Raw genomic sequence first — 25,203 nt, 5'->3', positions numbered from 1 at the left:
CCGGTTATCGACTCACCGGATCCGACGGGCCCGGCGAATGAGTATCCCCCGCCGCGAGCTTTTCGGCGGCCTGGAACGAGAAGAACACCATGGGACCGGCATCCTCGAACGACCCGCTCACTTCGCCGGCGATACCGCCTTCCAGCGAAAGCTTCCCGAGCAGGTCCAGTTTGAGCTGCGGCGAGCCCACCCCGAAATCCAGATCTGCCAGATCGACCCAGACGATATTGGGCCGCAACGTGGACTCGAACACGTACCGCTTGTTCGTCAAGTCCAGCACCGCCTGCCAAATCGTCTGCGACGCATCCGGTTTCCCGGGGTCCGGGATGCGGAACGGCTGCGCCACGTTGCGGATGACGCTGAATATGCTGGCTATGGCTTCCAGTCGACTGTTCGGCTCGGGTAGCCGTTTCGCATAGTATTCCGCGCGCGCGAAACGATGTTCGGCCAGCGTATCGCCGGGTACCGGTTCGTTTCCGCCGAGCCCTTCCCAGCGGGTGAGCAGTTCGATCTGCCGGTCGTAGGTGGGCGAATTCGTCATTACGCGATAGTCGCGACTGTGGTAGACGTTCGGGTGGCCATCGATGTACTCGACGATCGCGGAATCACCGTGTGCGTCATCGAGAGCGAGATGGACCGCGGGCGGTTTCCCACCTGTCGGGTCCGGCATCTGTACGACCTGAACGTTCGTTTTCTCGATCCAGTCCACGGCCTCTGCCACGGTGGCGAAATTATCCAGGAAATACTGCAGCCAGATGGCCTGGCTCAGCGCGGGGCGTGAAGTGTCGAGTTCTCCGTAGGTCGATTCGGCGAGCCACAGGATATGCCCACCCAACCCCGCCTCGTTGAGGCCGTCCACCGAAATAATATCGAAGGCGGCCGCGATAACACTTCCGTAACGAGAGGTCCAGGTCAGCTCACCATGGACGCCGTCGTCACGGACGACTCCGCGAGGCTGCTTCCACAGGTTGGTCATCAAATCCTTGTGGAAGTCCATATTCCGGCCCACCAGGACGGATCCGTTCGCCTCCGGCCAGATCACACGAGTGCACATAAGTCTGCTGGACCCTTTCGCAAGCGCTGTCGAGTAAGCCGCCGACTCCAGAACTCGGATTGTTTTCCCAGCTATTTGTAACGGTCATCCTACTGCCCATTACCTCCGGAGGAACGTCACGACCGGACTGCGGCGATCGCCGGCGTGGCGGGCCACCGGCACTCGGCGGATCTCCACAGAAGCCCCCCCCGGGTCGGACGTGGGTGACGCGCGTGGTCGAGGACTGCGCGCGAGCGTTGTGTCACCTCGCCCATCAGGCGCCGCCGCGATCGAACCCGAGCCCGTACCCTCCCCAACCACCTCTACACCGTCAGTTACCCTCGCAGCACCGGCCCCGCCGGCAATCCGAACACGAGTGGCCACCACACCCGGCCATCGATGCCCCCTCCGCCGCCCGGCCCCCTGTGTCCTACAAGAAACTGCGCCGGTAACAGGCGCACGCCGCGGGACAGCCCGACCATCCCAGGAGAGACGACCGGGCTAGGGATTCGATAGTTCGGTATGACGTGAAACCGTTGTGCCATAACGCAATCCGTCGTACAAGATGGTTGCGATACGCACCGCGTCCTCCTTCCATCCGCTGGTACGCAACCCGCAGATACCACCGAGCGCACGCAGGACGATACGTCCGCTGACACCCTCGCGCAGGAGACCCGCGGCAGCGCCCGCCGTGAGCAGTTCGTCCAGGGCGCGGGCCATCTCGTCGCGGGTGTCGCCGTAGACCGGGGAATCGGTGGCCATGATGCTCTCCAGCACTTCACCCATACCTCTGCCCACTGCCGCGTGTTCCACGAGCAGCAGCAGGAAGGTGCGCAGAGCTTCATCGGGCGCGTGCGTCTCGAGCAGACGAGCGGGGGTCGCGCAGAGTTCGGCCACCTCTTGGCGGTACACCTGCGCGACGAGCGCTTCGCGTGTCTCGAAATGGCGGTACAGGGTGCCGACGGAGACGCCGGCCCGGCGAGCGATGTCCTCCACATAGGCATCGCCGTCGGCGAGCAGCGCCTCGCGTGCCGCGGCCAGCAGGGCGGCACGGTTGCGGCGGGCGTCGGCGCGCAGCGGGCGTGATGACGGCAAGAGACCTCCATAAGGTGAGCCGGGCTCCGCTTAGGTGTACCGTTTCCGGAGTCGGGTTCATATTACCGAAGGAGCACGTACATGACACTCGAGGACGAAGGGCTCGCCGGCCTGCGTGTGCTGGTGACCGGGGGTAGCCGAGGCCTGGGCGAAGCGACGGTCCGGCGTTTCGCCGCCGCCGGAGCCACCGTGCTGACCGCCTCGCGAACGCCACCCCCGCACGACTCGCCGGCCACCTTCCTCCGCGCCGACCTGCGCTCGGAGGCGGGAGTCGCCGACCTCGGACAGCGCGTACTCGACAGCGTCGGCGGCATCGATGTTCTGGTGAACAATGCGGGAGCCGCGAGCGGGCCGGCGCCGACCCTGGAGCGCAACGACGCGTCCTGGCTCGCCGATCTGGAAATGAACCTGCTCAGCGCGGTCCGTCTCGATCGCGCCCTGGTGCCCGGAATGGTCGAGCGTGGCTCCGGCGTCGTGGTGCACATCTCGTCTATCGCCGCCCACCTCCCCCAGCCGGCCGAGTCGTCGTATGCCGCGGCGAAGGCGGCGCTCAACGCCTACAGCCGCGAGCTGGCGACGGCGGTGGGAGGGCACGGCGTCCGCGTGGTGTGCGTGCTGCCGGGCTTCATCCTCACCCAGGGCGCGTCCGCACATCTCCAGCAGCTCGCGAACAGCCACGACGTCGGCATCGACGACATCGAGAAACACATCGTGAACCAGCTACGGGTCCCCATGGGACACCCCGGCGAACCCGACGATGTCGCGGAAATGATCGCCTTCCTCGCCTCCGGTCGCGCCAAATGGCTCACCGGCGCACAGTTCCGGGTCGACGGCGGCATCATCCCCACGGTCTGAACACACCGAACAAGAATCGAGGATCCATCATGAACGTCCGACTGACGTCACTGATCATCGACGCCGCCGATCCGGAGCGCGAGAGCACGTTCTGGCACCGGCTACTCGGCGGCTCCGTCACGAAGACCCCGACGCACCACTTTCTGCAGAGCGACCGATTCCCCACGGTCGTGATCCAATACGCTCCCGGCCACCGGCCGCCGCAGTGGCCCGACGGAGTCTCGCAGCAGATGCACTTCGACCTCGCCACGGACGACCTCGGGGCCGCCGACCGGCGAGTGCTGGACGCGGGCGGACGCCGATTGCGGCCGACGGATGATGCCGCCGGCACCCGGCAGGGCTCCGGCGTTTATGCCAGCCCCGCCGGACATCCTTTCTGCCTCCGCTCGACCTGACCGCTTCTCCCGGCGGTGCGCGCCGGCGACACAACGCGACAACGCTCATCCAGCAGGCGCACGCCGGCGGAGTGCTGGACCTCACCGAATCGGATGAGTGACTCGCCGCCGCGTACTCCAGCAGAACCGGATCGAAGCCGGAGGTGGTCGTCGCCGACCTGTCGCCTGCCGCGCACGGCGACGCGGTAGGCCGCCCGGCACTGCGCTCGAAGGACAGCGAACGCGCACGGCGTTGCGGCCGCTCGATACGCGCGATCGCGACACATGGCACCGCACATCGGCTCAATACTTATGAGCAAGATCACCAGCACGCGCCGCCGCATGCGACAGAAGCGCGCTCTAGCAGGCATTTCCCCTGACCATCACCAGGCCCCTGAGCCACATGATCAATGTACCGTTAGATGACGGCACGGTGCCCAATGACGTAATGTCGTGGCTTGGACAGGTTGAACATCGCTCGGTCGACAGACAGGGAAGAGGACATCATGAGCCGACGCGCCGGTCCGGCGAGCACTGGGTGGACGCACGGCCGGGTCGACGCGCACGACACCGAGACGCGAAACTCGACGCCGCGCTCTATTGCCATCGAGGTTTCCCGCGGTCTCGACGGCTCTGGATTTCGGCTCCGGTGCAAACGACCGCACTCACCGGCGAACGCGATCTGCCCTTGCGTGAGATCCACTGACACTCAACGGATTCAGCGGCCGAGTGTGACAAACACGCCGGCGAGCGCGGCGCGGAAGTCTCGGAAATACGCACGAGATCACCGGATCGATGAAGCGGTCCTCGAAAACCCAGCGCCGAAAATCCGGTAGTGAGCCGAAGACAAATCGATTCGCGAATGCGTAGAACAAAGGGATTACAGATGGTTCCCACAATGAAATCAGGAAAGCCGTACGATCTTACCGCAAAGCGGATGGCGGCCATGGAGCAACTGCGAGCCGAGAAAAGAATCCTGAGACTTTCACTACTCTTCGTCGGCGTGATCGGATTCGGAGTAGCAACAGAGTTTCTGGTGAAATCTTCACTGGGGGCAGCGAGCTGGAATGTTCTCGCGGAAGGTATTTCGCTTCACACCGGCATCACGTTCGGTTGGGTCACCAATATAATTGCCGTCATTGTGCTGCTCTGCTGGATTCCATTGAAGGAGAAGCCGGGTCCTGGGACATTTTTGAATGTCTTTCTCGTAGGCTTTGCCGCCGACGCGACAGCCGGATTGATACCCGATGCCGATTCCTTCCGACAGCAGTTGCTGTACTACGTACTCGGCCTGGTAGCGCTGTCCTTCTGTTGCGCGCTCTACCTTGGAGCCCAGTTCGGCGCCGGCCCCCGCGACGGTCTCATGACCGGCCTTGTTCGAGCAACAGGTAAACCCATCTGGATCGTGCGTACCGTTATTGAACTAGTCGTCGTTGCTCTTGGTTTTCTGATGGGTGGAGTGATCGGAGTCGGCACATTGTTGATCGCGATCACGATGGGGCCGCTGGTGCAGTTGTTCTCACGATGGACCACAGTTCGGCTGGCCCGCGACAACAGTTTTCAAGACGAGAAACGGCGAGTGAAGGCAGCCCGCACCGCGAGCAGCGGCATACAGCACCGCCGGCATCACCCACGGGTGTCACCGGTGATGAACCTCGCTTGCCGTGAGGTCGGGAAGACGACCGCGGCGGTGCTCGCGACAACCGGAGGCGGCCGGGTCGAGTCGGCCTCGATCGCCACGACATCGCCGGCGGCGCTACCTCTCGTCTAGTACACCGAATCCGCGTGATCGTGACTGCCGTCACGGTCGTGCGGTCATCACGTAGGCGACGGGCATCCAGATTCACAGGGGTCGGCGCGCGCCTGGCCGATCCCGTGAAGGTATTCCCCGACACGGTCCGGTGGACACCCGACGCGGCTACAGCATTGTGCCGAACCGCTCGGTCGCCGACTCCGGCGCACAACGCATGTGGCGCGCTCGGCCAGATGAGCATCGAGACATCTATCCCATTGCACGACGGGGCGTTCTTATGCCCCGCGACAAAGTAGTTGCCCCCTGCCGACGCCGCGACCTGGGGTAGGACGTCCTCGTCGGCAGAACGAGCGGCTGATATCACCTGTGCACTTGATTCACTCGACTTTCCATTGTGCGAAGCGGCATTCTATGCCCTCTTCGGCATACCAATAGCGTCGCTTTTCATGAATTGGAGCTTTCATTCGGCGGAAGAACTCGCGGCCGCCCTGCGGTCCGGTGATGTGAAATCGGTGGAACTGACCGAGGAAGCGATCACCGGGATCGAGCGGGACGACGAGGCGATCAACGCGATCTGTGTACCGGATTTCGATCGTGCGCGGGCCGCCGCACGCGCTGCCGACCAGGCACGCGCCCGCGGCGAGGATCGGCCGCTGCTCGGCATTCCGGTGACGGTCAAGGAGTCCTACGATATGGCCGGGCTGCCCACGACCTGGGGTATGCCGCAGCACGCCAACTACGTACCGGCCGAGGACGCGCTGCAGGTGTCGCGGTTGAAGGCGGCCGGTGCGGTACTGCTCGGTAAGACCAATGTGCCGTTGGCACTGCGAGATATCCAGAGTTTCAACGAGATCTACGGCACCACCAACAATCCGTGGGATCACGGCCGCACATCGGGTGGGTCGTCCGGCGGTTCGGCGGCGGCCCTGGCGGCCGGGTTCGGCGCGCTGTCCATCGGCTCCGACCTCGCCGGTTCGCTGCGCACCCCCGCGCATTTCTGTGGCATCTACGCGCACAAGCCGACGCCGGGGCCGGCGCCGACCCGCGGCATGGTCGCGCCGCCCGGGCCTGCCCTGCCGATCGACCTCGACCTCGCCGTCGTGGGCCCGATGGCCCGCACCGCCCGCGACCTCACGCTGCTGCTCGACGTGATGACCGGACCGGACCCGCTGACTTACGGCCTCGCCTACGACGTCGCACTGCCACCCGCGCGCCACGAGCGGCTGTCGGACTTCCGTGTCCTGATCATCGAGGATCATCCGCTCATCCCGACCGGGTCGGCGGTGCGGGCGGGCGTGAACCGGGTCGCCGAGGCGCTCGCCGACGCGGGCGCCCGCGTCGAGCGGCACAGTCCGCTGCTGCCCGATCTCACCGAGGCGGCGACGCTCTACATGCTGCTGATGCTGTCGAACGCCGCCGCGAGTCTCCCCGGCGACGTGTACGCACAGCTGCGGACCCAGGCCGCGGCCCTGAGCGCGGACGACCGGAGTCTCGACGCGGCGCGGCTGCGCGGCATGGTGCTGAGCCACCGCGACTGGGTCGAGGCGAACAACCGTCGCGAACTCCACCGCCACGGCTGGCGGCAGCTCTTCGCCGAGTACGACGCCGTGGTGTGCCCCATCACACCCACGCCCGCCTTCGCACACGACCACAGCGGAGGTTTGGAGGACCGGCACATCGACATCGACGGCGTCGAGTACCCGTACTTCGACCAGCTCGTCTGGGCCGGCGTGGCCACCATGCCCGGGCTGCCCGCCACCGCGATACCTACGGGGCGGTCCCCCGAGGGACTACCGGTGGGAGTACAACTCGTCGGTCCGAGGTTCGAGGACCGCACCCCGCTGCGGTTGGCCGAACTGCTCGAGCAGCAGATCGGCGGTTTCCAGGCGCCGCAGTAGGGCGTACTACCCGGGTGCCGCCGAGGACGAGGTACGGATGACGAACGACAAGCGGGTTGCCCGGAGCACGGCCGACGACATCGACCGGCAGGCCCGCACCACCGCCGGCGACAAGGCCGTCGAGCCCGGCTGTCCGGACGGCCGGTCCGACGAGTCGGTCGTCGTCGGCCCCGTCGGGTTCGGCCACCGGAGTGGGTAGAATCGCGCAAACATCAACGCGTGCAACGCTGTTCCGCCAACTGCAACCTGTACCGGTCTGCAATACTGACGCTCGGCGAGTCTCGTTCGCGCACCGATGAGCTCATGACATCGGCCGAGTTGTCGCGATATGAGGGAGGGGGCAGGAACTTCCGCGGTGTCACCGTCTACCACATCCGACCACCACACCACGCCCAGCTCTTTCCTCGACCAGGCGACTGCCGGCTCGCCACGGAGTCGAACCGAATCGCTGTGTCCCTCCCACGGCGACCGATGGAAAGGCAGGTCCCACGATGACAACGACCTCGGAGCATTCCAGATCCTCGACCGGGCAGGGGGCCCGCGAGATCGACGCAGTCGTCGTCGGCGCCGGATTCGCCGGCCTGTACACGCTGTACAAGTTGCGGGAACTCGGGCTCTCGGTGCAGGTGTACGAGGCAGGGGCCGGACTCGGCGGCACGTGGTACTGGAACCGTTATCCGGGTGCGCGGGTCGATGTGAAGAGCATGTACTACAACTACTCCTTCGACGCGGAGCTCGAGCAGGAGTGGGAGTGGACGGAGAAGTTGCCGCCGCAGCCGGAATTGCTCCGCTACATCAACCATGTCGCGGATCGTTTCGACCTGCGTAAGGATGTGCAGTTGCGGACCCGGGTCACCGCCGCGGTGTACGACGAAGCCGCCGCGCGGTGGCGGATCACGACCGATCGAGGCGAGGTCGTCTCGGCACGGTTCGCGATCATGGCGACAGGCTGCCTGTCGGCGCCGAAGATGGTGGAGGTCCCGGGCATCGAGACGTTCCGGGGTCGCAGTTTCCACACCGGCAACTGGCCCGACCAGGAGGTCGATTTCAGCGGTCGGCGGGTCGCGGTGATCGGCACCGGTTCCTCCGGGGTGCAGGTCATTCCGCTCGTCGCCGAAACGGCCGAGCAGCTCACCGTGTTCCAGCGGACCGCGAACTATGTCCTGCCCGCCGGCAATCACGCGATCGATCCAGAATTCCAGCGCGATATCAAGTCTCGTTATCGCGAGGTGCGCGAGGCCAACCGGAAATCGTCGTTCGGCATCGCGCGGCCCGAAGCCACCAAAGGGGCGCTCGAGGTGAGCGAAGACGAGCGAAATGCTTTCTACCGGGCGGTATGGGAGGACAAGAACAGTGAACTGGTCAGCATGCTGACCGGTTTCACGGACACCCTCGTCGACGAAGCCGCCAACGAGACCGCCGCCCAGTTCATCCGCGACCGCATCGCCGAGGTCGTGACGGATCCGGCTGTCGCCCGGCTACTTCAGCCCTCCGGCCTGTTCGGTGTCAAACGCCCGGTCCTCGGCACGGACTACTACGAGACCTTCAACCGTCCCAATGTCCGGCTCGTGGACGTCTCCGCGACCCCGCTCGAAGAGATCACCGAGGCCGGGCTCGAGACGACGCAGGAAAGTTTCGAATTCGACGACATCATCTACGCCACCGGATACGACGCGATGACCGGTGCGCTGGACGCGGTCGATATCCGCGGCCGGGGTGGCGCGTCGCTGCGGGAGAAGTGGGCCGACGGGCCCCTGACCTACCTCGGTCTCGCCGTGGCGGGCTTTCCGAACCTCTTCACGATCACGGGCCCGGGTAGCCCGGCGGTCCTGTCGAACATGACGGTGTCCATCGAACAGCACGTCGACTGGGTAGCGGACGCGATCGAGGTAATGCGCGCCAAGGGCGTCACGACTATGGAGGCCCGGACCGACGCGGAGCGGGAATGGACGCGGCACGTCGGCGAAGCCGGCGATATGACGCTGTATCCGAAGGTGGACTCCTGGTACGTGGGATCGAATGTGCCCGGTAAACCGAGAGTGATGTACGCCTACATCGGCGGCGTGGGCGCATTCCGGGAAAAGTGCGACCAGGTCGCCGCCGACGACTACGCCGGGTTCACGCTGACGCGGTGACCGAGAGGTACTGCCGGTGGCGGGTGCCGCACGCGCCCGCCGCCGTGTGGTGTCCGACGTAGTCCCCGCTCAGACGAGACGCATCGGCGGGCACGCCGGAAATTCGACCGGTAGCGATGCCATTGCGCGGTGGAACTGGCCCTGCCGCCAGGGTAATTGCTGCGCAGGCACTTTCGGGCGGATATCCGGCAAGGCATCGAGCAGCAGGTCGATGCCCTGCGCGGCGATGGTCTGGGCGAGGGTCTGGGCCGGGCAACCGTGCGGGCCGCCTCCCCATGCGAGGTGCGATCGGTTACCCCTGCGGTCACCGCCCGCGACGCTGGGATCGTTGTTGCACGCGGCCAAGCTGATCACCACCGGCTGATCGGCCGGCAGCCACACATCGCCGACGAGTTGCGGTTGTCTGGGGTAGCTCACACACCAATTCGCCAGCGGCGGATCCTCGAACAGCACCGCGTCGATAGCGTCCCGGGTGGCCATGGCGCCGCTGAGGACCTCGCCCCCGTACTGCTCGTCGGTCATCAACAGCAGCAGCGCGTTGAGGATGAGATTGCAGGTAGGTTCCGTACCCATCGAGAACAGGAGCGCGGCCTGATTCACCATCTCCATGGCATCGAGCCCGTCCGGGTGCTTCAACAGCTCCGAGGTCAGATCGTCACCCGGCGCGGCCCGTTTCTGCTCGACAACGCCGATCAGAGCCTGGACGAAGCGTTGCTGCCCCTCCTCGGCACCGACCCCCTCCAGCATGGCCGCCATACCGTGGTAGGCCTCGGCCGCGGCGTCCTCGGGAAATCCCATCAGTTCACTGAGAACCCGGAAGGTCAACGGATACGCGTAATCCGTTCGCAGGTCGGCGGTACCGCGTTCGCAGAAGTCGTTGATCAGCGCGTCGGCGGCCCGCGCCACCGCACCGTGCACCCTGTGCATATCCACGGTGTCCAACGCCGCGATGATGGTGCGCCGGTAACGCTCGTGTTCCAGACCGGCGGTTCGCAGCGCGTTCTGGCGGTAGCCCAGCATCGGCAGCATCGGGGAGTCCGCGGGGGCGTTCTTCTCCCATCGGCGCGGGTCGGCGGGGAAATGGGCCTCGTCGTTGAGGATCCGCATGGCCACCTGATAACCGATCACGAGCGTCGCCGGCACACCCGGAGAGAGCTCGATCGGCACCAGCGGGCCGTGCCGGCGCATATCCGCGTACACGCGGTGCGGATCGGCCGCGAACGAGGGGGTGTCCAGCCGCACATGTGAGACGGCCGGTACCGGGGACCCGTGCGCGATCAGGGATCCCCCCTGCGAACCCGGATCTGTATCGCTCAACGCGTGACTCCCCCGACCGGTGCCGGGTGGTGTCCCTTCCGGCCCGCTGCGGGATGGGATGGCATTCGTAGTGTGGGCATGCCGGCGGATACTACCGGGAACCGTTATAGTTCAATATCTTTGGCGTGCGCGGAAGCATCGGCGCAGTTCTAGGCTTGCTCCTGTGGTGCAGGCAGAGTTCTGGCGTAGCGATGCGCTCCCCTTTCTCGAGAGCAGGCGCGCCTGCCGCGCCGTGTCGTGCTACAAGCCGCACTCCCACGATGCGGTGTCGATCGGCGCGGTCGACGAAGGGCGCAGTGTGTTCACCGGCGCACCCGGCGGTCCCGTGCAACTCACGGCGAAGAAACTCGTGGTGATTCCCGCCCACCGAGTCCATGCCTGTAACCCCGTCGAAGGCCGGTGGAGCTACCAGATGCTCCATGTGGACGAGGCGTGGCTCGCCGAATCGCTCCCCGAACTCGGTATGGGGGCCGTCCGGACCGCACCGCCGGTACGCATCATCGACGAGCCCGGACGATACGCTGCCTTCTGCCACCTCAACGAGGTGCTGTTCTCCGACATCGACCCGCGCGAGAAGGAAGAACTGCTCGTCACTGTTCTCGACGAGGTACTGACCGCACCCGCTCATATCATCGCGGGGACCGGAGTCGGCGATTCGGACCTGGCCATCGTCGCCCCGATCCTCGAGCACCTTCGCGCCTCGAACATGCAGGTCGCCCTCGGTGATCTGGTCCCGGACACAGGGCTGAGCCGGTTCCAGTTGGTTCGTCGGTTCCGGGATGTCACCGGGCTGCCCCCCATTGCCTGGCAGCTCAATGAGCGCGTCATCAGAGCACGTTCCCGGCTCCGCGCGGGCTGCGGCCTGGCCGAGGTTTCCAACGACCTCGGCTTCGCCGACCAGAGCCACTTCCACCGGATCTTCAAATCGCGCACCGGGGTCACACCCGGCGAGTACCGGGCCGGCGCCAGCCGCTGAAAGGAACACACCGGCCCCGCAATTTCGTTCAAGACACTTCCGCGGCGACGACGGCACAGTGACCCGGTCCGTACCCGTCGAGCACAGAGGAAGAATGAATCAATTCGCTGCCGTGGCCGGTGCTCATTTCCTTGCCCTGCTGTCCCCGGGCCCCGATTTCTTCCTCATCGCGCACTCGTCGATGACCACCGGATGGCGTCGCGCGACAGGAGCGTGTGCGGGCATTGCGGCCGCCAACGCCGTCTTCGTCGCGACAGCGTTCACGGGCCTGTCGATCCTACGGCCGGACACCATCGCGTTCACCGCTGTCCAGATCGCGGGTGCCGGATTCCTCATCTACCTCGGCATACGCTTCCTGGGCTCGGCCGGCGCCACCTCGATCGAGCTGAGGCCTGCCGCCGAAACCGCCGGAAACGCTGCGAACTGGTGGAAACTTGCCGCGACGAGGTTCGCCTCGGCTGCGCTCAACCCGAAGAACGCTCTCTTCTACGCCGGTCTCGCCGCCGTTCTCACCGTCGGCACGAGCACCGGAGAGCTCGTCGCATACGGCATGTGGATGTGCGCTGTCGTACTGGTCTGGGACCTGGTCGTTGCTGTCCTCATCGGCAATCGCGTCGTCCTGGCCAGATTCGTTCGAGCGCTCCCGAGGCTCGAACGCGCATCCGGCGTGGCGCTGATCGTGCTGGGTCTCGGTATTCTCCTGATGGCGACGTTGCACTGAGCATCATGTAGGCGCGGACGGCGTCCGGGCAGTCGGCGAGTAGCCATATCGACTAGAAGCCTTGTTCGCGGTATCCGCCCGGCCGATCCGGTCTGTCGGCCGGGAGCTGTTCCGGTCGGCGGACTGCAGACCGGTCCACGCCCCCGCCGGGCGCCGTGGCCAGGGCGGCCGCGGCCGCCACGCCCGCCGATACCCAGAGCAGCACGGACAATCCGACGCCGTCGAGGATCACTCCGCCGAGGAAGGACCCCAGGGCAATGCTGCCGGTGAATGCGCCGACGAACAGACCGGTGACGGCTTCGCGCCGTTCGGGCGCGGCCTGGACTGCCCAGATCTGGCTGCAGACCGATACACCCCCGTAAGAGAATCCCCACAGCACCAGCACCACGGCGGCGCTGATCGGGGACGTACCCACCAGCGGCAGCGCCAGCAGGGCGGCGGTGATGCCGATCGCCAGGACGAGCACAGTGAACCGGACGCGGCGCATGGCGGCAGCCCCGGCGGCGAAGTTCGCGGCGATCCCGCAGAGCCCGTAGAGGAGGAGCAGCAGCGAGACACCGGCACCGTGGATGCCGGACAATTCCTCCAATGCGGGCCGCACGTAGGTGTAGGCGGCGAAATGGGCGGTGACCAGGAGAGTTACCGCGATAAGTCCGCGGCGCACCGCGGGAACGGCCAGCAGCGAACCGGAATGACCGTCCGCTCCGGCGTCCTGCTGCGGTGGCAGCGCCGGCAGGAGCGCGGCAAGCGCCGCGGCGAGCAGGAGGGCGGCCAGGGCAAGTGAGCCGAACGCGCTGCGCCACCCCGCGATATCGCCGAGAAAGGTGCCGAACGGCACCCCCAGAACGGACGCCACCGCGACGCCGCTGACGACCGTCGACACCGCCGGCCCCGCGCGAGAGGCGTCGACCAGCCGGGTCGCGAGCGCCGCCGCGAGCGCCCACACCGTCGCCATGGCGAACCCGACGACCACGCGGCCGAGGGCGAGCACAGCGAAACCCTGGGCGACCGCGGTGATCAGGTTTCCGGCGGCGAGCACGAGCGCGGCCGCCACCAGGACGTGGCGCCGATCCGCGCCGCCGATCAGCCGAGAGACAAAAGGCGCGGCCAAAGCGGCCACGACCCCGGTGACGGCCAGGCTGAATCCGGCCGTCCCCGGCGTGACGCCCAGCCCTTCGGACATCGGCGTCAACACGCCGACCGGAAGCATCTCCGAGGTGACGACGAGAAATGTGGACAGGGCGAGGACAGCGATCGCCGGCCAACGGCCGCCGGATTCGGCTGCGGGTGCCGGTAATTCACGCACAGTGGACATGCATCCAGTCAAGGATGCCCGCTGCACCGGAACAACAGTGATCAGCTCATTGTTCGATCAGCTGAACTCATCGATCGCCGGAGGGAGCGGGATGCCGGACCTTCCCGTCCGTGAGCTGGAATGTCTGCTGGTACTGGCCGAGGAACTGCACTTCGGCCGGACAGCACAGCGGCTACGGGTGTCGCAGAGCCGGGTCAGCCAGCTCGTCGCCGCCCTGGAACGCAAGATAGGGACGCAGCTCGTGGAACGCACCAGCCGCCGGGTGACGCTCACCGATCGCGGCGCGGACTTCGTCGATCAGGTGCGTCCCGCGTACGCCCGGCTGGTCGAACTGGTCGACGGCGCGCGGCGGGAGGCCGGGCAGGCCGCGCCGATCCGGATCGGTTTCCAGGGTCTCGCCTACGAGACGATCACCTGGACCCTGACCCGATTCACCCAGGAGAACCCGGACGTAGCACTATCGCTGCGGGAACTGCCGCTCGGCGACCCGTTCGGCGCACTGCTGGCCGGTGATATCGATGCCGCCATCGCGTTGCTCCCGGTCCGCGAGCCGGGACTCGCGGTCGGGTTCGCGTTCCCGCCGGCGCCGCGAATGCTGGCCGTGAGCCACGGCCATCCGCTGGCACGGCGGGAGCGTATCGATGCCGAAGCGCTGGCGGAAGCGGACCTCGTCTCGGTGGACGGGCCGGCACCACGATATTGGCGGGATGTGCATTTCCCCCGCTTCACACCGCTCGGGAAGCAGATCGCCGGTACGGTCCGTGCGACGACCCTCCAGGAGGGGATGACGCTGGCCGCGACCGGTCGATACGCGATGCTGACCTGCCGCCCGGTGGCCGAGCGCAACCAGCGCGCCGACCTGCGCTATGTGCGCGTCACCGGATTCGACGAGGAGTCGAGAATGGCGTTGATCTGGCGTTCCGCCCAGCGCCCCGCGCAATTGACAAAACTGGCGGCACTGCTGGGCGGACGCCCCGCTGCCGCGGTCAGGGAACGAATACCTCGGCCGTCGCCGGAACGCTCGGACGGTCGGTACGCACGGTGAGCGCGACCCGGCCCGGGCCCGAGTCCACGTGCAGGTAGAACGGCCGGGAGCTCGTGTAGCCGGCGGGGACGAATTGGCTCACCGAGCCGCTCCGGCCGGTGTCGAGGTTATGCCAGTCCACGATCGCCGTGACATCGCAGGCCAGGACGGTCGGTGCCCAATTGCCCAGTGGGGAGAAACCCTGCGTGAGCCGCAGTTCTATGGAATGGCTGGTGCCCGGGAAGGTGTGGTACTGCGCCAGGGGGCCGTCGTAGGCGACTCCGGCGGCACTCAGCATGCCGACGCAGATACCGTTGCCCACCGTCCATGCCGGAGCCGTCCGGACCTCATTCGTGGCGCATGACCGGGGCCCGACATTCGACCACCCGAGCTGGCAGGGATCCGCGGCGGTGGCAACCCCCGGTGATACCACGGCCATCGCCGCGCCGACGAGTCCGGTAGCTGCTGTCGTGGCCACTTTGCGTGCGATCGTCATGCATAGATGATCGTGCATCACCTCGTATCCATTACGTTTCGTGCCGTGACGGGCGGGTCGCGCCCGGTGTACGAACGGCTCGCGGACCCCGGTCGTCTGGAAGGCAGGGCGCGGTGCTGCCCCGAGACGGCCGCGGAGAAAGGAATCGAGTCTGCTGTTCCCGCTGGTAACGCCGTAGAATTATGGTGTCGAACCGCGCATCGGACCGGCCACCCGGAAGGCAGGTGCACCAATGACGCATCACAATGACCCCCTTGCCGCCGGCATGCACACCGCACACGCCTGGTTGCGTGCCGTCGCCGACGCTCTGGGAACCGAAGACCTCACATTCGCGCTGCGAGCACTGCGCGCATGGATGCATACCGTCCGGGACCGGATAGGTGTGCCCAACTCCGCCCACCTCACGGCCCAGCTACCCGATTACCTGCGCGGCATCTGGTACGAGGGCTGGGTGCCCAGCCGGGTACCGGGCGGCCACGGCGTAGCGGAGTTCGTCGATGAATTCTCCGAGCGCGCCGGGATCCCGGCGGGCGATGTCGCGTTCACCGCCGGTTGCGTCACCTCGGCGCTGGACCGGATGATGTCGCCCGGCCAGCTGGATCACGTCTTCGCCGTGTTCCCGGATCGCCTCGGCACCGTGCTGCGCGGTAAGGGGGTGATGGCCGAAGCCTGACGCGCCGCCGCCCGCCCCGAATCCCCGGGTGCACCGAGCCGAAGGGACGGATATGCGCACCACATCGAACGAAATCTGGCCGGTCCTGCGGGTCGACGACTGGGCCGACACCCGCGACACACTGCACATGTGGATGCAGATCGTCGGCAAGCTCCGTTTGGCCCGCGCCCCGATGGTCAACCACTGGTGGCAGGTGACCCTGTATCTCTCCGCACGCGGTTTGACCACCTCGGCGATCCCCTACGAGCGCGGCACATTCGATATCGAATTCGACTTCATCGATCACCAGCTGCACATCCGGTCCGGCACCGGCGCGCGGCACCGGGTCAATCTGGAGCCGCAAACCGTGGCCGCGTTCTACGAAGAAGTGATGGCCGCCCTGCACGCATTGGGTATCGACATCCCGATCCTGGCCAGACCGGTCGAAGTGGAACAGGCGATCCCGTTCGCCGAGGACACCACGCATGCCGCCTACGACCGGGACCATGCCAACGCCTTCTGGCGCCAGCTGATGGCCGCCGACCGCGTCCTGAACCGGTTCCGCGGGGAATTCGTCGGCAAGGCCAGCCCCGTGCACTTCTTCTGGGGTGCTATGGATCTGGCCTATACCCGCTTCTCCGGGCGTACCGCCCCGCCGCATCCGGGCGGCGCCCCGAACTGCGCCGACTGGGTCATGGTCGAGGGCTACTCACATGAGTTGGCCAGTAGCGGCTTCTGGCCGGGCGGCTCGGCCGAGGGCAGTTTCTGCGCCTACGCCTATCCCGAGCCCGATGGGTACGCGGACACCCGGATCCGGCCGGAGGCCGGCTACTACGACGCATCCGTCCACGAGTTCCTGCTTCCCTACGAGGCCGTGCGCACCGCCGACGAGCCCGAGGCGACCCTGTTGGAGTTCCTGCGATCCACCTACGGTGCCGCCGCCGATGCCGCCGACTGGGACCGAGCACACCTGGACGCGATCGCGCCCCGGATGCGGTGACGGCACCGGCCATCCGGGGCCGGACGAGCGGATGCGCCTGCCGACAGCTGAGGAACGATATCGCCGCCGCGGGGAGGGACCCGCAGGCCACACCGGCCCCGCCGATGCGGAGGTGCGCCTACCCGGCGAGGAATTCTTCGATATCGGTGGCGATCCGTTGCGGGTGTTCGCCGTTGATCGCGTGAGACGCGCCGGGATAGACCTTCACGGTGCCGTGCCGCAGGCTCTCCCGGGCGACCCGGGCGACCGCACCACTGTCGTGCATCGGCGAGTTGCCGGCGATAATCGCCAGGACCGGCATCTCCAAGGCGCGCAGCCACTCCGGACCGATCAGCTTCGGCGTCGGTAGTTTCATTGTGTACGAGGACATTCCGGCCTCGATCATCCGGGCGACCGGAACGTCCTCGACCGGTGCGCCACCGGCGCTCCAGCTGCTGAGATCGTCCCGCCACGATTTCGGGAACCAGCTCACGCTCGCCGGCAGCGATCGCACCAGCAACTCCGCGGAGAGGCCGGCGAAGGTCTGCACCGGCTCGACCAGGATCAGACTCGCGACCTTCTCGGGTTCGTGGACGGCGAGGTTGGCCGCGCTCCAGCCGCCGATCGAGAGTCCGAGCAGGTGGAATGCCGGTTCGGGCAGCTCGAGCAGGACTTCGTGCAGCCAGCGGGCCTGATCGGCGTGGGTTTCGATCGGACGGTCCTGCACGCTCATTCCGGGTTCACCCAGCAGGTCCAGCGCGTACACCGCACGCTGCGCGAGCAGGCCGGGCATATTGTCGGCGAATACCGGTGCGCCCGAACGGGTGCCGGGAAGCAGTAGGAACGGTTCCCGCTCATCGGCCCCGTCCGGACCGGCGTATCGGTACACCCGCACGATCCCGTAGCTCGTCCGTACGTCCAGCACGCGCTCCGGATCGGGCATCTCCCGCATCGCCTCGTGGTACGCCTCCAGATAGCGGGTCTTGTCGGCGGCCGAGTCGAAATGGCCCACCGGCGAGGTGTCCCGCAGGATGAGCCAGGCGAGCGTCGCCGCGGCGACGAGAACGGCGACGACCGGGCGTAGTCGGCGGAACCGCGACCGCGGCCGGCCGGCCCGCCGGGCTCCGGTCCCGCGGGCTGCTCCGAAGACGGGTTCCGCACCTCGGCCCAATTCCTCGGCACGCCCCTCGGGCAGGTCGGCGGTCATTTCTGCTGTGCGGCGAGTAGACATCGGTCGAGAAAATCCTTCGTTCTCTGATGCAGGACACGGTCTTCCGGTGGCCAGTTGTGCTCGGAGCGTTCCACCGCGCGGTACAGTTCGCCGGTCCCGGCGGGCTGATCCCGGAGCGCGTACTCCGTGGTCGCCTGCCATTCCCGGCCCAGGCGACGACCCGAGCGCGAATCGGCCGGCACCTCGTTTTCCACCAGCAGCAACGCCTGGACCGCGTGCGCCTTCCATCTGAAGTAGGTGGTGATCACCCGCTCCACATCGATATCGAGGCCGACCGGTGCACGCGCGTCCGGGTTTTCCACACCGGGGTGGCGCAGCAGGGTGCGGTCGAGGCTCATGGTGGCGGCCACGACTCCGGCCGGCACCCGCGCATCCGGATGTTCCCGTAGGATTCCCGTCACCGCGGCCAGCACGATCCGCTGACACCGCAACCGCAGCTCCGCGATCTCGAGCAGCCGGACCTGTTCGCTGTAGGTCTCGACCAGCGGCCGGCCGGCCTGCCGGTCGAGCGCCGCGTCGGCCTCGTCGAGCCGCAACCCCGCACTGGTCAGCAACTGGATCCGGCGAAGCCGATCCAGCTGCTCGGGGCCGTAGCGCCGCCGTCCGCTCTCGTCCCGCTCCGCGACCAGCAGCCCGATCCGGTCGTAGTACTGCAGCGTGCGCACCGTGGTCTCGCACCGCCGCGCGGCTTCACCCACGGTGATCCATTCCGCTGCATCCCGACCAGGCATGCCGGCGAGCCTGACATATGACGTCACGTCACCTGCAACATCCGGCCGATGAGCCGCCTGCGCGCCGTATCCCATGCTGAACAAGGGCCATGGGGCGGAAACGCTCGGCTCGGTGCCATGGGGTCCAGCATGCCCGGTGCCGGTTTGGGCACGGAGGCCCCGGCGGCACGTCGTTCGGCTGCCTCCAGCCAGTGTCCTCTGGCGGCTGCCTCCAGCCAGTGTCCTCTGGTTCGAGCGTCCGTGATCATGGCGCGACAGCCGACGTCCGGACGTCGGCTGTTCTGCTCTGCCGAACTCGTGCTGTCGTTTCGGAACAAATTTCCGCACGGTGCGGGCAGAGTTCTTCTTTGTTGTTATCGTTGCAAATAGTGTGGCTTTTGATTTTATGACTGCGCTGAAGCACGTCGGACGTGGTTCGCGCAGATATGCACGGGAACTGGTATGGCGGCTGGAGGGTCCGCATGACACTGTCTGAGCCCTACCTCGTTGGACGAGCCGACACCGCCGCGGTCGCGGCGGACGAGTCGGCCGACTTCTGGGCCGAACGAGTCTGTCGTAACCAGGGCACTGTGCGCTTTCGTTTCGCCGACGCATCGACATTCCGTGGCAGCATGGCCATGCAGGGCTACGCGGGCTACCTGCTGATCGACGTCTGTTCCGACGGCATCATCTACTCGCGAACACCAAAAGATATCCGGCGCGACGACGATGCGAGCCTGCGGCTGTCCATTCCCACTACAGGTGTACTCAACCTCCGACAGGAGGATAACGCCGTGCAGGTCTTTCCGGGACAGGCCGCACTGTTCACGAAAACACGCCCGGCAGATTTCGGTCAACCGCAGAACACCCAAGCTTGGGTTATGAACATTCCCACGGGCGGATTGCCCTTCGACATCGGCGACGGCCCTGCGGTCATCGACCTGAGAACTGGCCTGGGATCGGTGGTCGCGGGCATGATCAGCGAACTCGGCCAGCAGCGCGCGGCAATGGATGGGCTCGGCTTCGCGACGGCATGTGACGTAATCGTCGATTTGGTCAAGCTGTGTCTGCGTCCCCCGGAGGGCTCGCTCACCACCTTGGGGACAGTGGACACCGCAGTCCGTGACTACGTCCGCCGGCACGCCGCGGAGCCCGAACTCACCCCGAACGTGATCGCGCACAACTTGGGCTGGTCACTGCGACAGGTCCAACTGGCACTACAAGGCACGGGTACGACGCCGAGCGAGCTGATCCGTATCGAGCGGCTCGACCGTGCGCGCCAGCTTCTGCGCGGAGCTTCCGTAGACCGCACCGTGGCCGAGATCGCCTATGCCAGCGGTTTCCGGTCCCTCAGCGCCTTCGGCGCCGCTTTCAAAGCCCGATATGGGCTCACTCCGCAGGAAGCTCGCATTCAATAAGACGCCCCACAGGCTGTGCGCAAGCGTGGTGACCATTCCCAGCGCCGCAGTAGCATCACTTCAGGACAGCGTCCAGGCCTCGAGGACATGTCATACGGCCATGCACCGAGGAGGGCACTTCGAAACGGCCGCAGCCGGCTTTCCGGTATTTCTCGCGTCGCGGAAAGAACGTCCTCGGCGTAGCTGGTGACGGTTGGGACCTCGAGCCCACCCACCCGGATGAGGTCACCCCCATCCGGCGGATGGCTTCAGGGCTCGAGTTCTTGTACTTCGACATTGCCTCGGACGTCGAGGACCGATAGAAGGACCATTCGGCACACCGCCATACCTGATAGGTGTCCGCACAGCGTCAGCACCATACGCGCTTCGGCTCGCCGGCATTCCTTGACGAGATCGATGAACACCGGGGGCAGTGTCGCGCTCTGTGGTGCCGGCTCGTGGAAAACGGTGGCCAGCTCGTATCCGAGGGACCGGGCGGCGTCCCGCAGCATAGTTTCGCTTGATTCTCGGGTATGGAGTAAATCGTCGCGCAAGTATCCGTAGGCAAGAGGTAAGAGAGCAGTCATCGGAAGTATCCGGTTTCGGGTCGGCCGCCGATGAGAGGCGGTCTCGGGTCGGTGAGGGTTGGGCAGCAGGTGCGCACCTGTTTGCCATCGACTCGGCGTGCGGTGGTTTCGTCGATTCGACGTAGGTGGTAAGTGGGCAACTATCGGTCTGTGCGTGCGATCGCGGTCCCAGCCGAGCGCCATTGCTCGATTCGGCCGCACCCCATTGTGCGCCGCGGGCCGCATTCGGTTTCATCTACAAGTTGTTGCCGACCTCGGTGGGATGCTCACTGGCATGGTGTGGTCCTTTCGTGGTCGATCCCGGTAGACTGTTCCGACGTTATGAGCGCACCTGTGCTCGTTCGACCTGATCCGCGCATGCCGCGCACGGAAACGCGCAAACTATCGAATGGCCGGTTGTTGCGGGTCGTGACGTTGGTGACGCGGGGTGTGGTCGACGTGGTCGACACTCTTCATCGGTGAATCCTGACCTCGGCCCGAACGACCAGGATGCTGTATCGGCGACATGTGTCGCCGCATTGCAGGCTCACCGGCACTCCGCCGGAGACCAGGCCTCATGCGATCAGCAACAACACCCCGCCGATCGGGCCATGACCGAGTAATGGGTAGAGCGAAATCAGCACGGGCAGTCCCGCGGCGATGCCGAGCACGGTGCGACGCGCGGCGCGTCCGGTGAAAGCGCCCACGAAGAAGCTTCCGGTGATGCCCGCCACGCCGAATCCCAGCAACAGCGGGCCGATGAACTCCGCGCGATTCCGGACAGCTGCCGCAGCACCGGCCCGATGAAGGTATAGGCCACGAAATGCCCGGTCACGACCAGGAATGTGGCCAGGATGCCCGCCCGCGCACCCGGGTTCCGGAACTGCTCGGCCAGCTGGGCAAGCCCGACCGGCTGAGCAATCGCGTGACCGCGGGACTGCCGCTGCTCCGCGAGGACGACCGGTGGCAACTCGCGCGCCGGGAGCAGGTGGGAAAGATCGTCCTGCACCCGTAGTGGATCACGCCGCCGATCGGGCTGCGGCAGCGCGCCCGATCGGCGGACGGCAACGGTTGCGGAGTGGGCCGCGACCGGCAACAGATCGGGTCGTCGCGACGATGGTCCCCGGACACCACAACTTCGGCGGAGGGATACAGAGGGTGATCACGCAGCTGACCAGAGGACAGAACGGACCGCTCGCCCGTACCGAGTTGCTGGTCTCGGTCGAGGTCGCCGCGGCGGCGGATCTGGCCGCGATACTGGTTACCGAGCAGGGGGTGGTGCGTTCGGATGCCGATTTCGTGTTCTACAACCAGCCCGAGGGCCCAGGGGTTCATTTGCGGCCCGGCCCCGACGGACGGCCGAGCGAACTGCGGGTGTCGTTGCCGGCGGTTCCGGCGGATATCGCGCAGATCCGGGTGGTGGTCGCGCTCGACACCGTGTTCGGCGAGCTGCCCGCCCCGACCGCCACCGTGACCGACAGCGCCGGAACCTGTCTCTACGAGTACCGGATCGCGGATCTCGGCAGGGAGAAGGCTGTCGTGGCCGTCGAGTTCTACCGCCGTTCGGGTGGCTGGAAGATCCGGGCCGTCGGCCAGGGGTATGCGGGCGGCCTCGCGGAATCGGCGACCGATCACGGAATCGATGTGGGAGGCGAACACCCGGGTCCCACACAGACCGCACCGCTGCCCGCCACCGAGATTCGTACGGCCCCTGGGGAAGAGTCGTTATCGCTGGAGAAGCGGGCGAAACTCGACCTGCGTAAGCGTGAGGTCGCCAAAGTACTCGTCGGCAAGGGAGCCTGCGGCGTTCGCGCCCGGGTGGTCCTGGTCCTCGACAAGACGGGCAGCATGCGGCGTCTCTACAGCGCCGGCACGGTCCGGCGGGTCGTCGAACGCATGATCCCGATCGCCATACAACTCGACGACGACGGCCGCATCGAGCCCTACCTCTATGCCGCCGATTACGCCAGACTGCCCGATATCACGGTGGACCGCACCGATGCGTGGTCGGCCGAATACCTGCATCTGCGCGGCCGCCACGGCGGTATCGACTATGCGGAGATCGGCGGCTCCAACAACGAACTGCCCGTGATGCGCGAGATCATCGCCTCGTTGAATCGCCATCGGCAACCGACATTGGTCCTGTTCTTCACCGACGGCGGATTCCGGGAGAAGGCGAAGATCACCGCGCTCATGCGGGAAGCTTCCGCGCTGCCCGCCTTCTGGCAGTTCATCGGACTCGGCCACGCCGACTATGGACTCCTACACACCCTGGACACGATGACCGGGCGCCGGGTCGACAATGCCGGCTTCTTCTCTGTCGACGATATCGACACGGTGACCGATGCCGACCTCTACAACCGGCTGCTCGGCGAGTTCCCCGACTGGCTGAGCGCGGCGGAAGCCGCCGGCATTTACAGCGGCGCCGCGTGACCGGCGGTCGGATCGCGCCCCGGATCCGCCGGTCCGAGGTCATCGCACTTCCCCGCTCCGATACCAATCGACGACCGACCGTGCCGCGTCGCCGACCTCGGTACCGGCGACCACGATGAGGTATGAGGTGCCGAGGTCGGGCAGGCCGTTGATCGCGCATTCATAGCCGATCCGGTGCGCCACCTCGCGGACCCACCGGATCGCGCGCGTGCGCTCGGCCGGGGAGACCTGCCCGGCATCACACACGATGAGGAGGCGCCGGGCGGCGAGGGCGGTCGCCGTCACGGTCGTCTTCTCGCACAACTCGTTCTCCCAGGACCGCATCTTCGCCGCCCGAAGAAACGGCCGGAAGCCCACTCGACCGCTGTCGGACGCACCGAACAGACGATTCACCATCGACCGATCGATAATGACGACGACGCTCGCCGCCGAGCCGGTCCGGATTCCGGCGACGGTCGGTCGCGCGGGCGCCGAGGCCCGGTCGCCCGGCCACGACCGCGAAACAGGCGATGCGCCGGTAGGACTCGCCGGGATCCCACCGCGGTGTAACTCCGCGAAGATCGCACCCACCAGAGGGGCCGGGGCGACGCCGAGCGGCGAGCGGCCGGTCTTGCGGTCCGGGGCCGGGCGCAACACGCTGCGCCGCGGCCGCGCATACGCCCGGCTCCTAGGGTTCCTTTTCGTCGCGATCACGGCTGTCGTACCTGTCTGTGCGTGCGCGAGTTGCCCGGACGTCGAACATCGCCTCGATGCGGGACTTGATCTCCGCGGTGCTGAACTTCGATCCGCAGTCGTTTCTTCGGTCCGCGATTCCCGGTGCGTTCATAAATTACTCCCTGAGATATAAAAATCGCACGGTTCATCGCCGTGAACCGTTACACGTCCGTTCGGTGAAAATAATTATCCGAAAAGAATCGAATGCGACGATCACGGCAAGAACAACCGTCTCGCGTCACCATTGGACCGAGGACGACCCCACCGGGTCACCAGTCCGGATCTCATCCCTTACCGGGTTGCTCGCCCGAGCCAAAAGAGATGGGAACTACTTCAGCGCTTCTTCTTTCGTACGACAACCCTCGACTGCTCCTGCTGCTCACGCTTCGCTGCCCGGCGCTGCCCGAGGGTCGACGAAGGTTTCTTCAACGATTTCCCGCGCGATTTATCAGCCACTGTCGCTCCCTTTTCCGAAGTTCCATCCGACCGACTTCGACCATACGTCAGAAAAAATAAAAAGCCAGTCGGGCGGATTCGGCCGGCGGGAATCGCCGGCCTCCTCGGCCGCAGACCTCGCGGCGCCGCCTACCGGTTGGCGGACCACATCGCTGCCCGACAGCTCCCGGAATCGGCCGGTCGGCGTGGAGGGGATCCTGGCCGCGCGGAGTTGCAGTGCGTCGGGCGAGCCGGATCCCGGTTCCGTGCCGTACACGAACAGGGCCCGTTCGGGCTCGTTAGCGGGCGCGCAGCTTCCGCCGCACCTACCTGCCGGGACGCGCTGAACCGGCGCGCCGTGATGAACCGAGCGCATCGAACACGAGATCGCACCACTGCGCGGGGCCTCGGCCGCCACCGCTCACACCGAGAACGCGTGACCACGTGCCCGATCCGAACGCTACGAATTGCGACGATCGCATGCGAAGAGAGGCCTGCGCCCATTGGACGCAGGCCTCTCTCGTCCGCGTATCTCACCTGTCGATCAACTTGCGGCGCAGGCCCTCGGTGGCGACAACGAGGGCGGGGACCAGGGTCAGGTGCGTGATCGACAGTGCGACCGTGGACGCGGTGTCGAAGTCGGCGCTCACCGTCATGCCGATGGTGGCGACGGCGAGCACCGAGCCGATCACCGCGGCGATGCGCAGCACACCGATCCACTTGTAGGACAGCAGGACGGCCGCGCCGAGACCGGTCAGCATCGGGACCACCGTCATCATGATGATTCCGCCGGGGGCAACACTCTGCACCCGGCCCGCGTCGGTCATTTCGAAGGTGCCACCGGCGGCCGCCCCGATCAGCCAGACGACGAGGTTGGCCAGGAGCGCGGCGCCGATCGCGCCGAAGAGGGCGACGGGGCGATTCAGTGCGGGGATCCGCGTGGTGGCCGCTGGATTGGTCGCGATGCTCATGACGATCTCCTTAAGCTGCGCAGTTCGCGTGAGACCATCGTGAAACCTAAACAAATGTTTAGATCAATCCATCGAGGCGTAGAGAGATACAGATCACTCAGCGCGGTGGGTCCACCGCATCGC

The 25,203-nt window shown here is 66.3% G+C and carries 26 protein-coding genes; 14 read left to right on the top strand and 12 right to left on the bottom strand.

What is annotated here, in order from left to right; genetic code table 11:
* Positions 1-4 precede the first annotated feature (4 nt).
* Positions 5-1,054, bottom strand: coding sequence for a linear amide C-N hydrolase (locus NGR01S_RS21260; RefSeq protein ID WP_063039534.1), 1,050 nt, complete (start codon positions 1,052-1,054; stop codon positions 5-7).
* A gap of 480 nt (positions 1,055-1,534) precedes the next feature.
* A complete protein-coding gene (locus NGR01S_RS21255) occupies positions 1,535-2,128 on the bottom strand; it encodes a TetR/AcrR family transcriptional regulator (protein ID WP_063039532.1) in 594 nt (197 codons plus the stop codon).
* Positions 2,129-2,209: 81 nt separating this feature from the next.
* Here NGR01S_RS21255 and NGR01S_RS21250 point away from each other — a divergent pair, with 81 nt between their 5' ends.
* The 6 genes from NGR01S_RS21250 to NGR01S_RS21230 all read left to right on the top strand — a co-directional run bounded on the left by NGR01S_RS21250 (position 2,210) and on the right by NGR01S_RS21230 (position 9,143).
* Complete coding sequence (locus NGR01S_RS21250; RefSeq protein ID WP_063039530.1) at positions 2,210-2,983, top strand: oxidoreductase; 774 nt, start codon at positions 2,210-2,212, stop codon at positions 2,981-2,983.
* 29 nt (positions 2,984-3,012) lie between these two features.
* Positions 3,013-3,378 carry a VOC family protein gene (locus NGR01S_RS21245; RefSeq protein WP_063039528.1) on the top strand — a complete coding sequence of 122 codons (366 nt, stop codon included), beginning with the start codon at positions 3,013-3,015 and terminating at the stop codon, positions 3,376-3,378.
* An 877-nt stretch (positions 3,379-4,255) separates the two neighbouring features.
* Positions 4,256-5,128, top strand: coding sequence for a membrane protein YczE (yczE, locus tag NGR01S_RS21240; protein WP_174551729.1), 873 nt, complete (start codon positions 4,256-4,258; stop codon positions 5,126-5,128).
* Positions 5,129-5,556: 428 nt separating this feature from the next.
* Positions 5,557-7,008, top strand: coding sequence for an amidase (locus NGR01S_RS21235; protein ID WP_063039526.1), 1,452 nt, complete (start codon positions 5,557-5,559; stop codon positions 7,006-7,008).
* A 37-nt stretch (positions 7,009-7,045) separates the two neighbouring features.
* On the top strand, positions 7,046-7,207 hold the full coding sequence (locus NGR01S_RS31105; RefSeq protein WP_157107367.1) for a hypothetical protein: 162 nt from the start codon (positions 7,046-7,048) through the stop codon (positions 7,205-7,207).
* A 292-nt stretch (positions 7,208-7,499) separates the two neighbouring features.
* Positions 7,500-9,143: a flavin-containing monooxygenase gene (locus NGR01S_RS21230; protein WP_063039524.1), complete on the top strand. Its 1,644-nt coding sequence runs from the start codon at positions 7,500-7,502 to the stop codon at positions 9,141-9,143.
* Between the two features lie 69 nt (positions 9,144-9,212).
* Here the strand turns inward: NGR01S_RS21230 and NGR01S_RS21225 are convergent, their stop codons facing one another.
* Positions 9,213-10,460 carry a cytochrome P450 family protein gene (locus tag NGR01S_RS21225; RefSeq protein WP_063039522.1) on the bottom strand — a complete coding sequence of 416 codons (1,248 nt, stop codon included), beginning with the start codon at positions 10,458-10,460 and terminating at the stop codon, positions 9,213-9,215.
* A gap of 163 nt (positions 10,461-10,623) precedes the next feature.
* On the opposite strand from NGR01S_RS21225, the gene NGR01S_RS21220 reads away from it, so the two are divergent.
* Together NGR01S_RS21220 and NGR01S_RS21215 are read left to right on the top strand one after the other, a co-directional pair.
* Entirely contained in the window at positions 10,624-11,436 is an 813-nt protein-coding gene (locus NGR01S_RS21220; RefSeq protein ID WP_218020807.1) for a helix-turn-helix transcriptional regulator, read from the top strand.
* A 94-nt stretch (positions 11,437-11,530) separates the two neighbouring features.
* Positions 11,531-12,157: a LysE family translocator gene (locus tag NGR01S_RS21215; protein WP_063039518.1), complete on the top strand. Its 627-nt coding sequence runs from the start codon at positions 11,531-11,533 to the stop codon at positions 12,155-12,157.
* Positions 12,158-12,209: 52 nt separating this feature from the next.
* Here NGR01S_RS21215 and NGR01S_RS21210 read toward each other — a convergent pair whose 3' ends face one another.
* Positions 12,210-13,472: an MFS transporter gene (locus NGR01S_RS21210; RefSeq protein WP_084481545.1), complete on the bottom strand. Its 1,263-nt coding sequence runs from the start codon at positions 13,470-13,472 to the stop codon at positions 12,210-12,212.
* Between the two features lie 91 nt (positions 13,473-13,563).
* On the opposite strand from NGR01S_RS21210, the gene NGR01S_RS21205 reads away from it, so the two are divergent.
* Positions 13,564-14,517 carry a LysR family transcriptional regulator gene (locus tag NGR01S_RS21205; protein WP_084481544.1) on the top strand — a complete coding sequence of 318 codons (954 nt, stop codon included), beginning with the start codon at positions 13,564-13,566 and terminating at the stop codon, positions 14,515-14,517.
* Here NGR01S_RS21205 and NGR01S_RS32640 read toward each other — a convergent pair.
* On the bottom strand, positions 14,459-14,992 hold the full coding sequence (locus NGR01S_RS32640) for a hypothetical protein (protein WP_245664700.1): 534 nt from the start codon (positions 14,990-14,992) through the stop codon (positions 14,459-14,461). The two genes, NGR01S_RS21205 and NGR01S_RS32640, sit on opposite strands and share 59 nt — an antisense overlap.
* Positions 14,993-15,224: 232 nt before the next feature.
* On the opposite strand from NGR01S_RS32640, the gene NGR01S_RS21195 reads away from it, so the two are divergent.
* Together NGR01S_RS21195 and NGR01S_RS21190 are read left to right on the top strand one after the other, a co-directional pair.
* Positions 15,225-15,665, top strand: coding sequence for a DUF2267 domain-containing protein (locus tag NGR01S_RS21195; protein WP_063039516.1), 441 nt, complete (start codon positions 15,225-15,227; stop codon positions 15,663-15,665).
* 52 nt (positions 15,666-15,717) lie between these two features.
* Positions 15,718-16,644: a DUF5996 family protein gene (locus NGR01S_RS21190; RefSeq protein ID WP_063039514.1), complete on the top strand. Its 927-nt coding sequence runs from the start codon at positions 15,718-15,720 to the stop codon at positions 16,642-16,644.
* 118 nt (positions 16,645-16,762) lie between these two features.
* On the opposite strand, the gene NGR01S_RS21185 is transcribed toward NGR01S_RS21190, so the two are convergent.
* Both NGR01S_RS21185 and NGR01S_RS31100 read right to left on the bottom strand, forming a co-directional pair.
* Entirely contained in the window at positions 16,763-17,854 is a 1,092-nt protein-coding gene (locus tag NGR01S_RS21185; protein ID WP_245664699.1) for an alpha/beta fold hydrolase, read from the bottom strand.
* Complete coding sequence (locus tag NGR01S_RS31100) at positions 17,827-18,585, bottom strand: MerR family transcriptional regulator (protein WP_063039512.1); 759 nt, start codon at positions 18,583-18,585, stop codon at positions 17,827-17,829. The genes NGR01S_RS21185 and NGR01S_RS31100 overlap by 28 nt, the downstream gene beginning before the upstream one ends.
* Positions 18,586-19,046: 461 nt before the next feature.
* On the opposite strand from NGR01S_RS31100, the gene NGR01S_RS21175 reads away from it, so the two are divergent.
* Positions 19,047-19,982, top strand: coding sequence for an AraC family transcriptional regulator (locus NGR01S_RS21175; protein WP_063039510.1), 936 nt, complete (start codon positions 19,047-19,049; stop codon positions 19,980-19,982).
* A 248-nt stretch (positions 19,983-20,230) separates the two neighbouring features.
* On the opposite strand, the gene NGR01S_RS21170 is transcribed toward NGR01S_RS21175, so the two are convergent.
* Both NGR01S_RS21170 and NGR01S_RS31095 read right to left on the bottom strand, forming a co-directional pair.
* Entirely contained in the window at positions 20,231-20,473 is a 243-nt protein-coding gene (locus tag NGR01S_RS21170; protein ID WP_063039508.1) for a hypothetical protein, read from the bottom strand.
* 629 nt (positions 20,474-21,102) lie between these two features.
* A complete protein-coding gene (locus tag NGR01S_RS31095) occupies positions 21,103-21,261 on the bottom strand; it encodes a hypothetical protein (RefSeq protein WP_157107366.1) in 159 nt (52 codons plus the stop codon).
* 89 nt (positions 21,262-21,350) lie between these two features.
* Between NGR01S_RS31095 and NGR01S_RS21165 the strand changes: the two genes are divergently transcribed.
* On the top strand, positions 21,351-21,542 hold the full coding sequence (locus tag NGR01S_RS21165) for a hypothetical protein (protein ID WP_063039506.1): 192 nt from the start codon (positions 21,351-21,353) through the stop codon (positions 21,540-21,542).
* Between the two features lie 143 nt (positions 21,543-21,685).
* Positions 21,686-22,960, top strand: a complete 1,275-nt coding sequence (locus NGR01S_RS21160; RefSeq protein ID WP_245664698.1) for a VWA domain-containing protein — start codon at positions 21,686-21,688, stop codon at positions 22,958-22,960.
* A gap of 39 nt (positions 22,961-22,999) precedes the next feature.
* On the opposite strand, the gene NGR01S_RS31090 is transcribed toward NGR01S_RS21160, so the two are convergent.
* From NGR01S_RS31090 to NGR01S_RS21150, 3 genes are all read right to left on the bottom strand, one after another.
* A complete protein-coding gene (locus tag NGR01S_RS31090; RefSeq protein ID WP_157107365.1) occupies positions 23,000-23,356 on the bottom strand; it encodes a hypothetical protein in 357 nt (118 codons plus the stop codon).
* Between the two features lie 651 nt (positions 23,357-24,007).
* A complete protein-coding gene (locus NGR01S_RS32890) occupies positions 24,008-24,130 on the bottom strand; it encodes a hypothetical protein (protein WP_281179783.1) in 123 nt (40 codons plus the stop codon).
* A 512-nt stretch (positions 24,131-24,642) separates the two neighbouring features.
* Positions 24,643-25,080 carry a DUF6069 family protein gene (locus NGR01S_RS21150; protein ID WP_063039500.1) on the bottom strand — a complete coding sequence of 146 codons (438 nt, stop codon included), beginning with the start codon at positions 25,078-25,080 and terminating at the stop codon, positions 24,643-24,645.
* Positions 25,081-25,203: the final 123 nt, after the last annotated feature.

Origin of the sequence: Nocardia grenadensis NBRC 108939 (assembly GCF_001613445.1) — a bacterium.
GTDB lineage: Bacteria > Actinomycetota > Actinomycetes > Mycobacteriales > Mycobacteriaceae > Nocardia > Nocardia grenadensis.
This window is presented reverse-complemented; position numbering and strand designations above follow the sequence as displayed.

What these genes read in the sequence shown, in the direction of transcription:
- NGR01S_RS21260 (WP_063039534.1), bottom strand. Translation starts at nt 1,054, where the DNA reads ATGTGCACTCGTGTGATCTGGCCGGAGGCGAACGGATCCGTCCTGGTG.
- NGR01S_RS21250 (WP_063039530.1), top strand. Translation starts at nt 2,210, where the DNA reads ATGACACTCGAGGACGAAGGGCTCGCCGGCCTGCGTGTGCTGGTGACC.
- NGR01S_RS21245 (WP_063039528.1), top strand. Translation starts at nt 3,013, where the DNA reads ATGAACGTCCGACTGACGTCACTGATCATCGACGCCGCCGATCCGGAG.
- yczE (WP_174551729.1), top strand. Translation starts at nt 4,256, where the DNA reads ATGAAATCAGGAAAGCCGTACGATCTTACCGCAAAGCGGATGGCGGCC.
- NGR01S_RS21235 (WP_063039526.1), top strand. Translation starts at nt 5,557, where the DNA reads ATGAATTGGAGCTTTCATTCGGCGGAAGAACTCGCGGCCGCCCTGCGG.
- NGR01S_RS31105 (WP_157107367.1), top strand. Translation starts at nt 7,046, where the DNA reads ATGACGAACGACAAGCGGGTTGCCCGGAGCACGGCCGACGACATCGAC.
- NGR01S_RS21230 (WP_063039524.1), top strand. Translation starts at nt 7,500, where the DNA reads ATGACAACGACCTCGGAGCATTCCAGATCCTCGACCGGGCAGGGGGCC.
- NGR01S_RS21215 (WP_063039518.1), top strand. Translation starts at nt 11,531, where the DNA reads ATGAATCAATTCGCTGCCGTGGCCGGTGCTCATTTCCTTGCCCTGCTG.
- NGR01S_RS21210 (WP_084481545.1), bottom strand. Translation starts at nt 13,472, where the DNA reads ATGTCCACTGTGCGTGAATTACCGGCACCCGCAGCCGAATCCGGCGGC.
- NGR01S_RS21205 (WP_084481544.1), top strand. Translation starts at nt 13,564, where the DNA reads ATGCCGGACCTTCCCGTCCGTGAGCTGGAATGTCTGCTGGTACTGGCC.
- NGR01S_RS32640 (WP_245664700.1), bottom strand. Translation starts at nt 14,992, where the DNA reads ATGACGATCGCACGCAAAGTGGCCACGACAGCAGCTACCGGACTCGTC.
- NGR01S_RS21195 (WP_063039516.1), top strand. Translation starts at nt 15,225, where the DNA reads ATGACGCATCACAATGACCCCCTTGCCGCCGGCATGCACACCGCACAC.
- NGR01S_RS21190 (WP_063039514.1), top strand. Translation starts at nt 15,718, where the DNA reads ATGCGCACCACATCGAACGAAATCTGGCCGGTCCTGCGGGTCGACGAC.
- NGR01S_RS21185 (WP_245664699.1), bottom strand. Translation starts at nt 17,854, where the DNA reads ATGTCTACTCGCCGCACAGCAGAAATGACCGCCGACCTGCCCGAGGGG.
- NGR01S_RS31100 (WP_063039512.1), bottom strand. Translation starts at nt 18,585, where the DNA reads ATGCCTGGTCGGGATGCAGCGGAATGGATCACCGTGGGTGAAGCCGCG.
- NGR01S_RS21175 (WP_063039510.1), top strand. Translation starts at nt 19,047, where the DNA reads ATGACACTGTCTGAGCCCTACCTCGTTGGACGAGCCGACACCGCCGCG.
- NGR01S_RS21170 (WP_063039508.1), bottom strand. Translation starts at nt 20,473, where the DNA reads ATGCTGCGGGACGCCGCCCGGTCCCTCGGATACGAGCTGGCCACCGTT.
- NGR01S_RS21165 (WP_063039506.1), top strand. Translation starts at nt 21,351, where the DNA reads ATGCCCGGTCACGACCAGGAATGTGGCCAGGATGCCCGCCCGCGCACC.
- NGR01S_RS31090 (WP_157107365.1), bottom strand. Translation starts at nt 23,356, where the DNA reads ATGGTGAATCGTCTGTTCGGTGCGTCCGACAGCGGTCGAGTGGGCTTC.
- NGR01S_RS21150 (WP_063039500.1), bottom strand. Translation starts at nt 25,080, where the DNA reads ATGAGCATCGCGACCAATCCAGCGGCCACCACGCGGATCCCCGCACTG.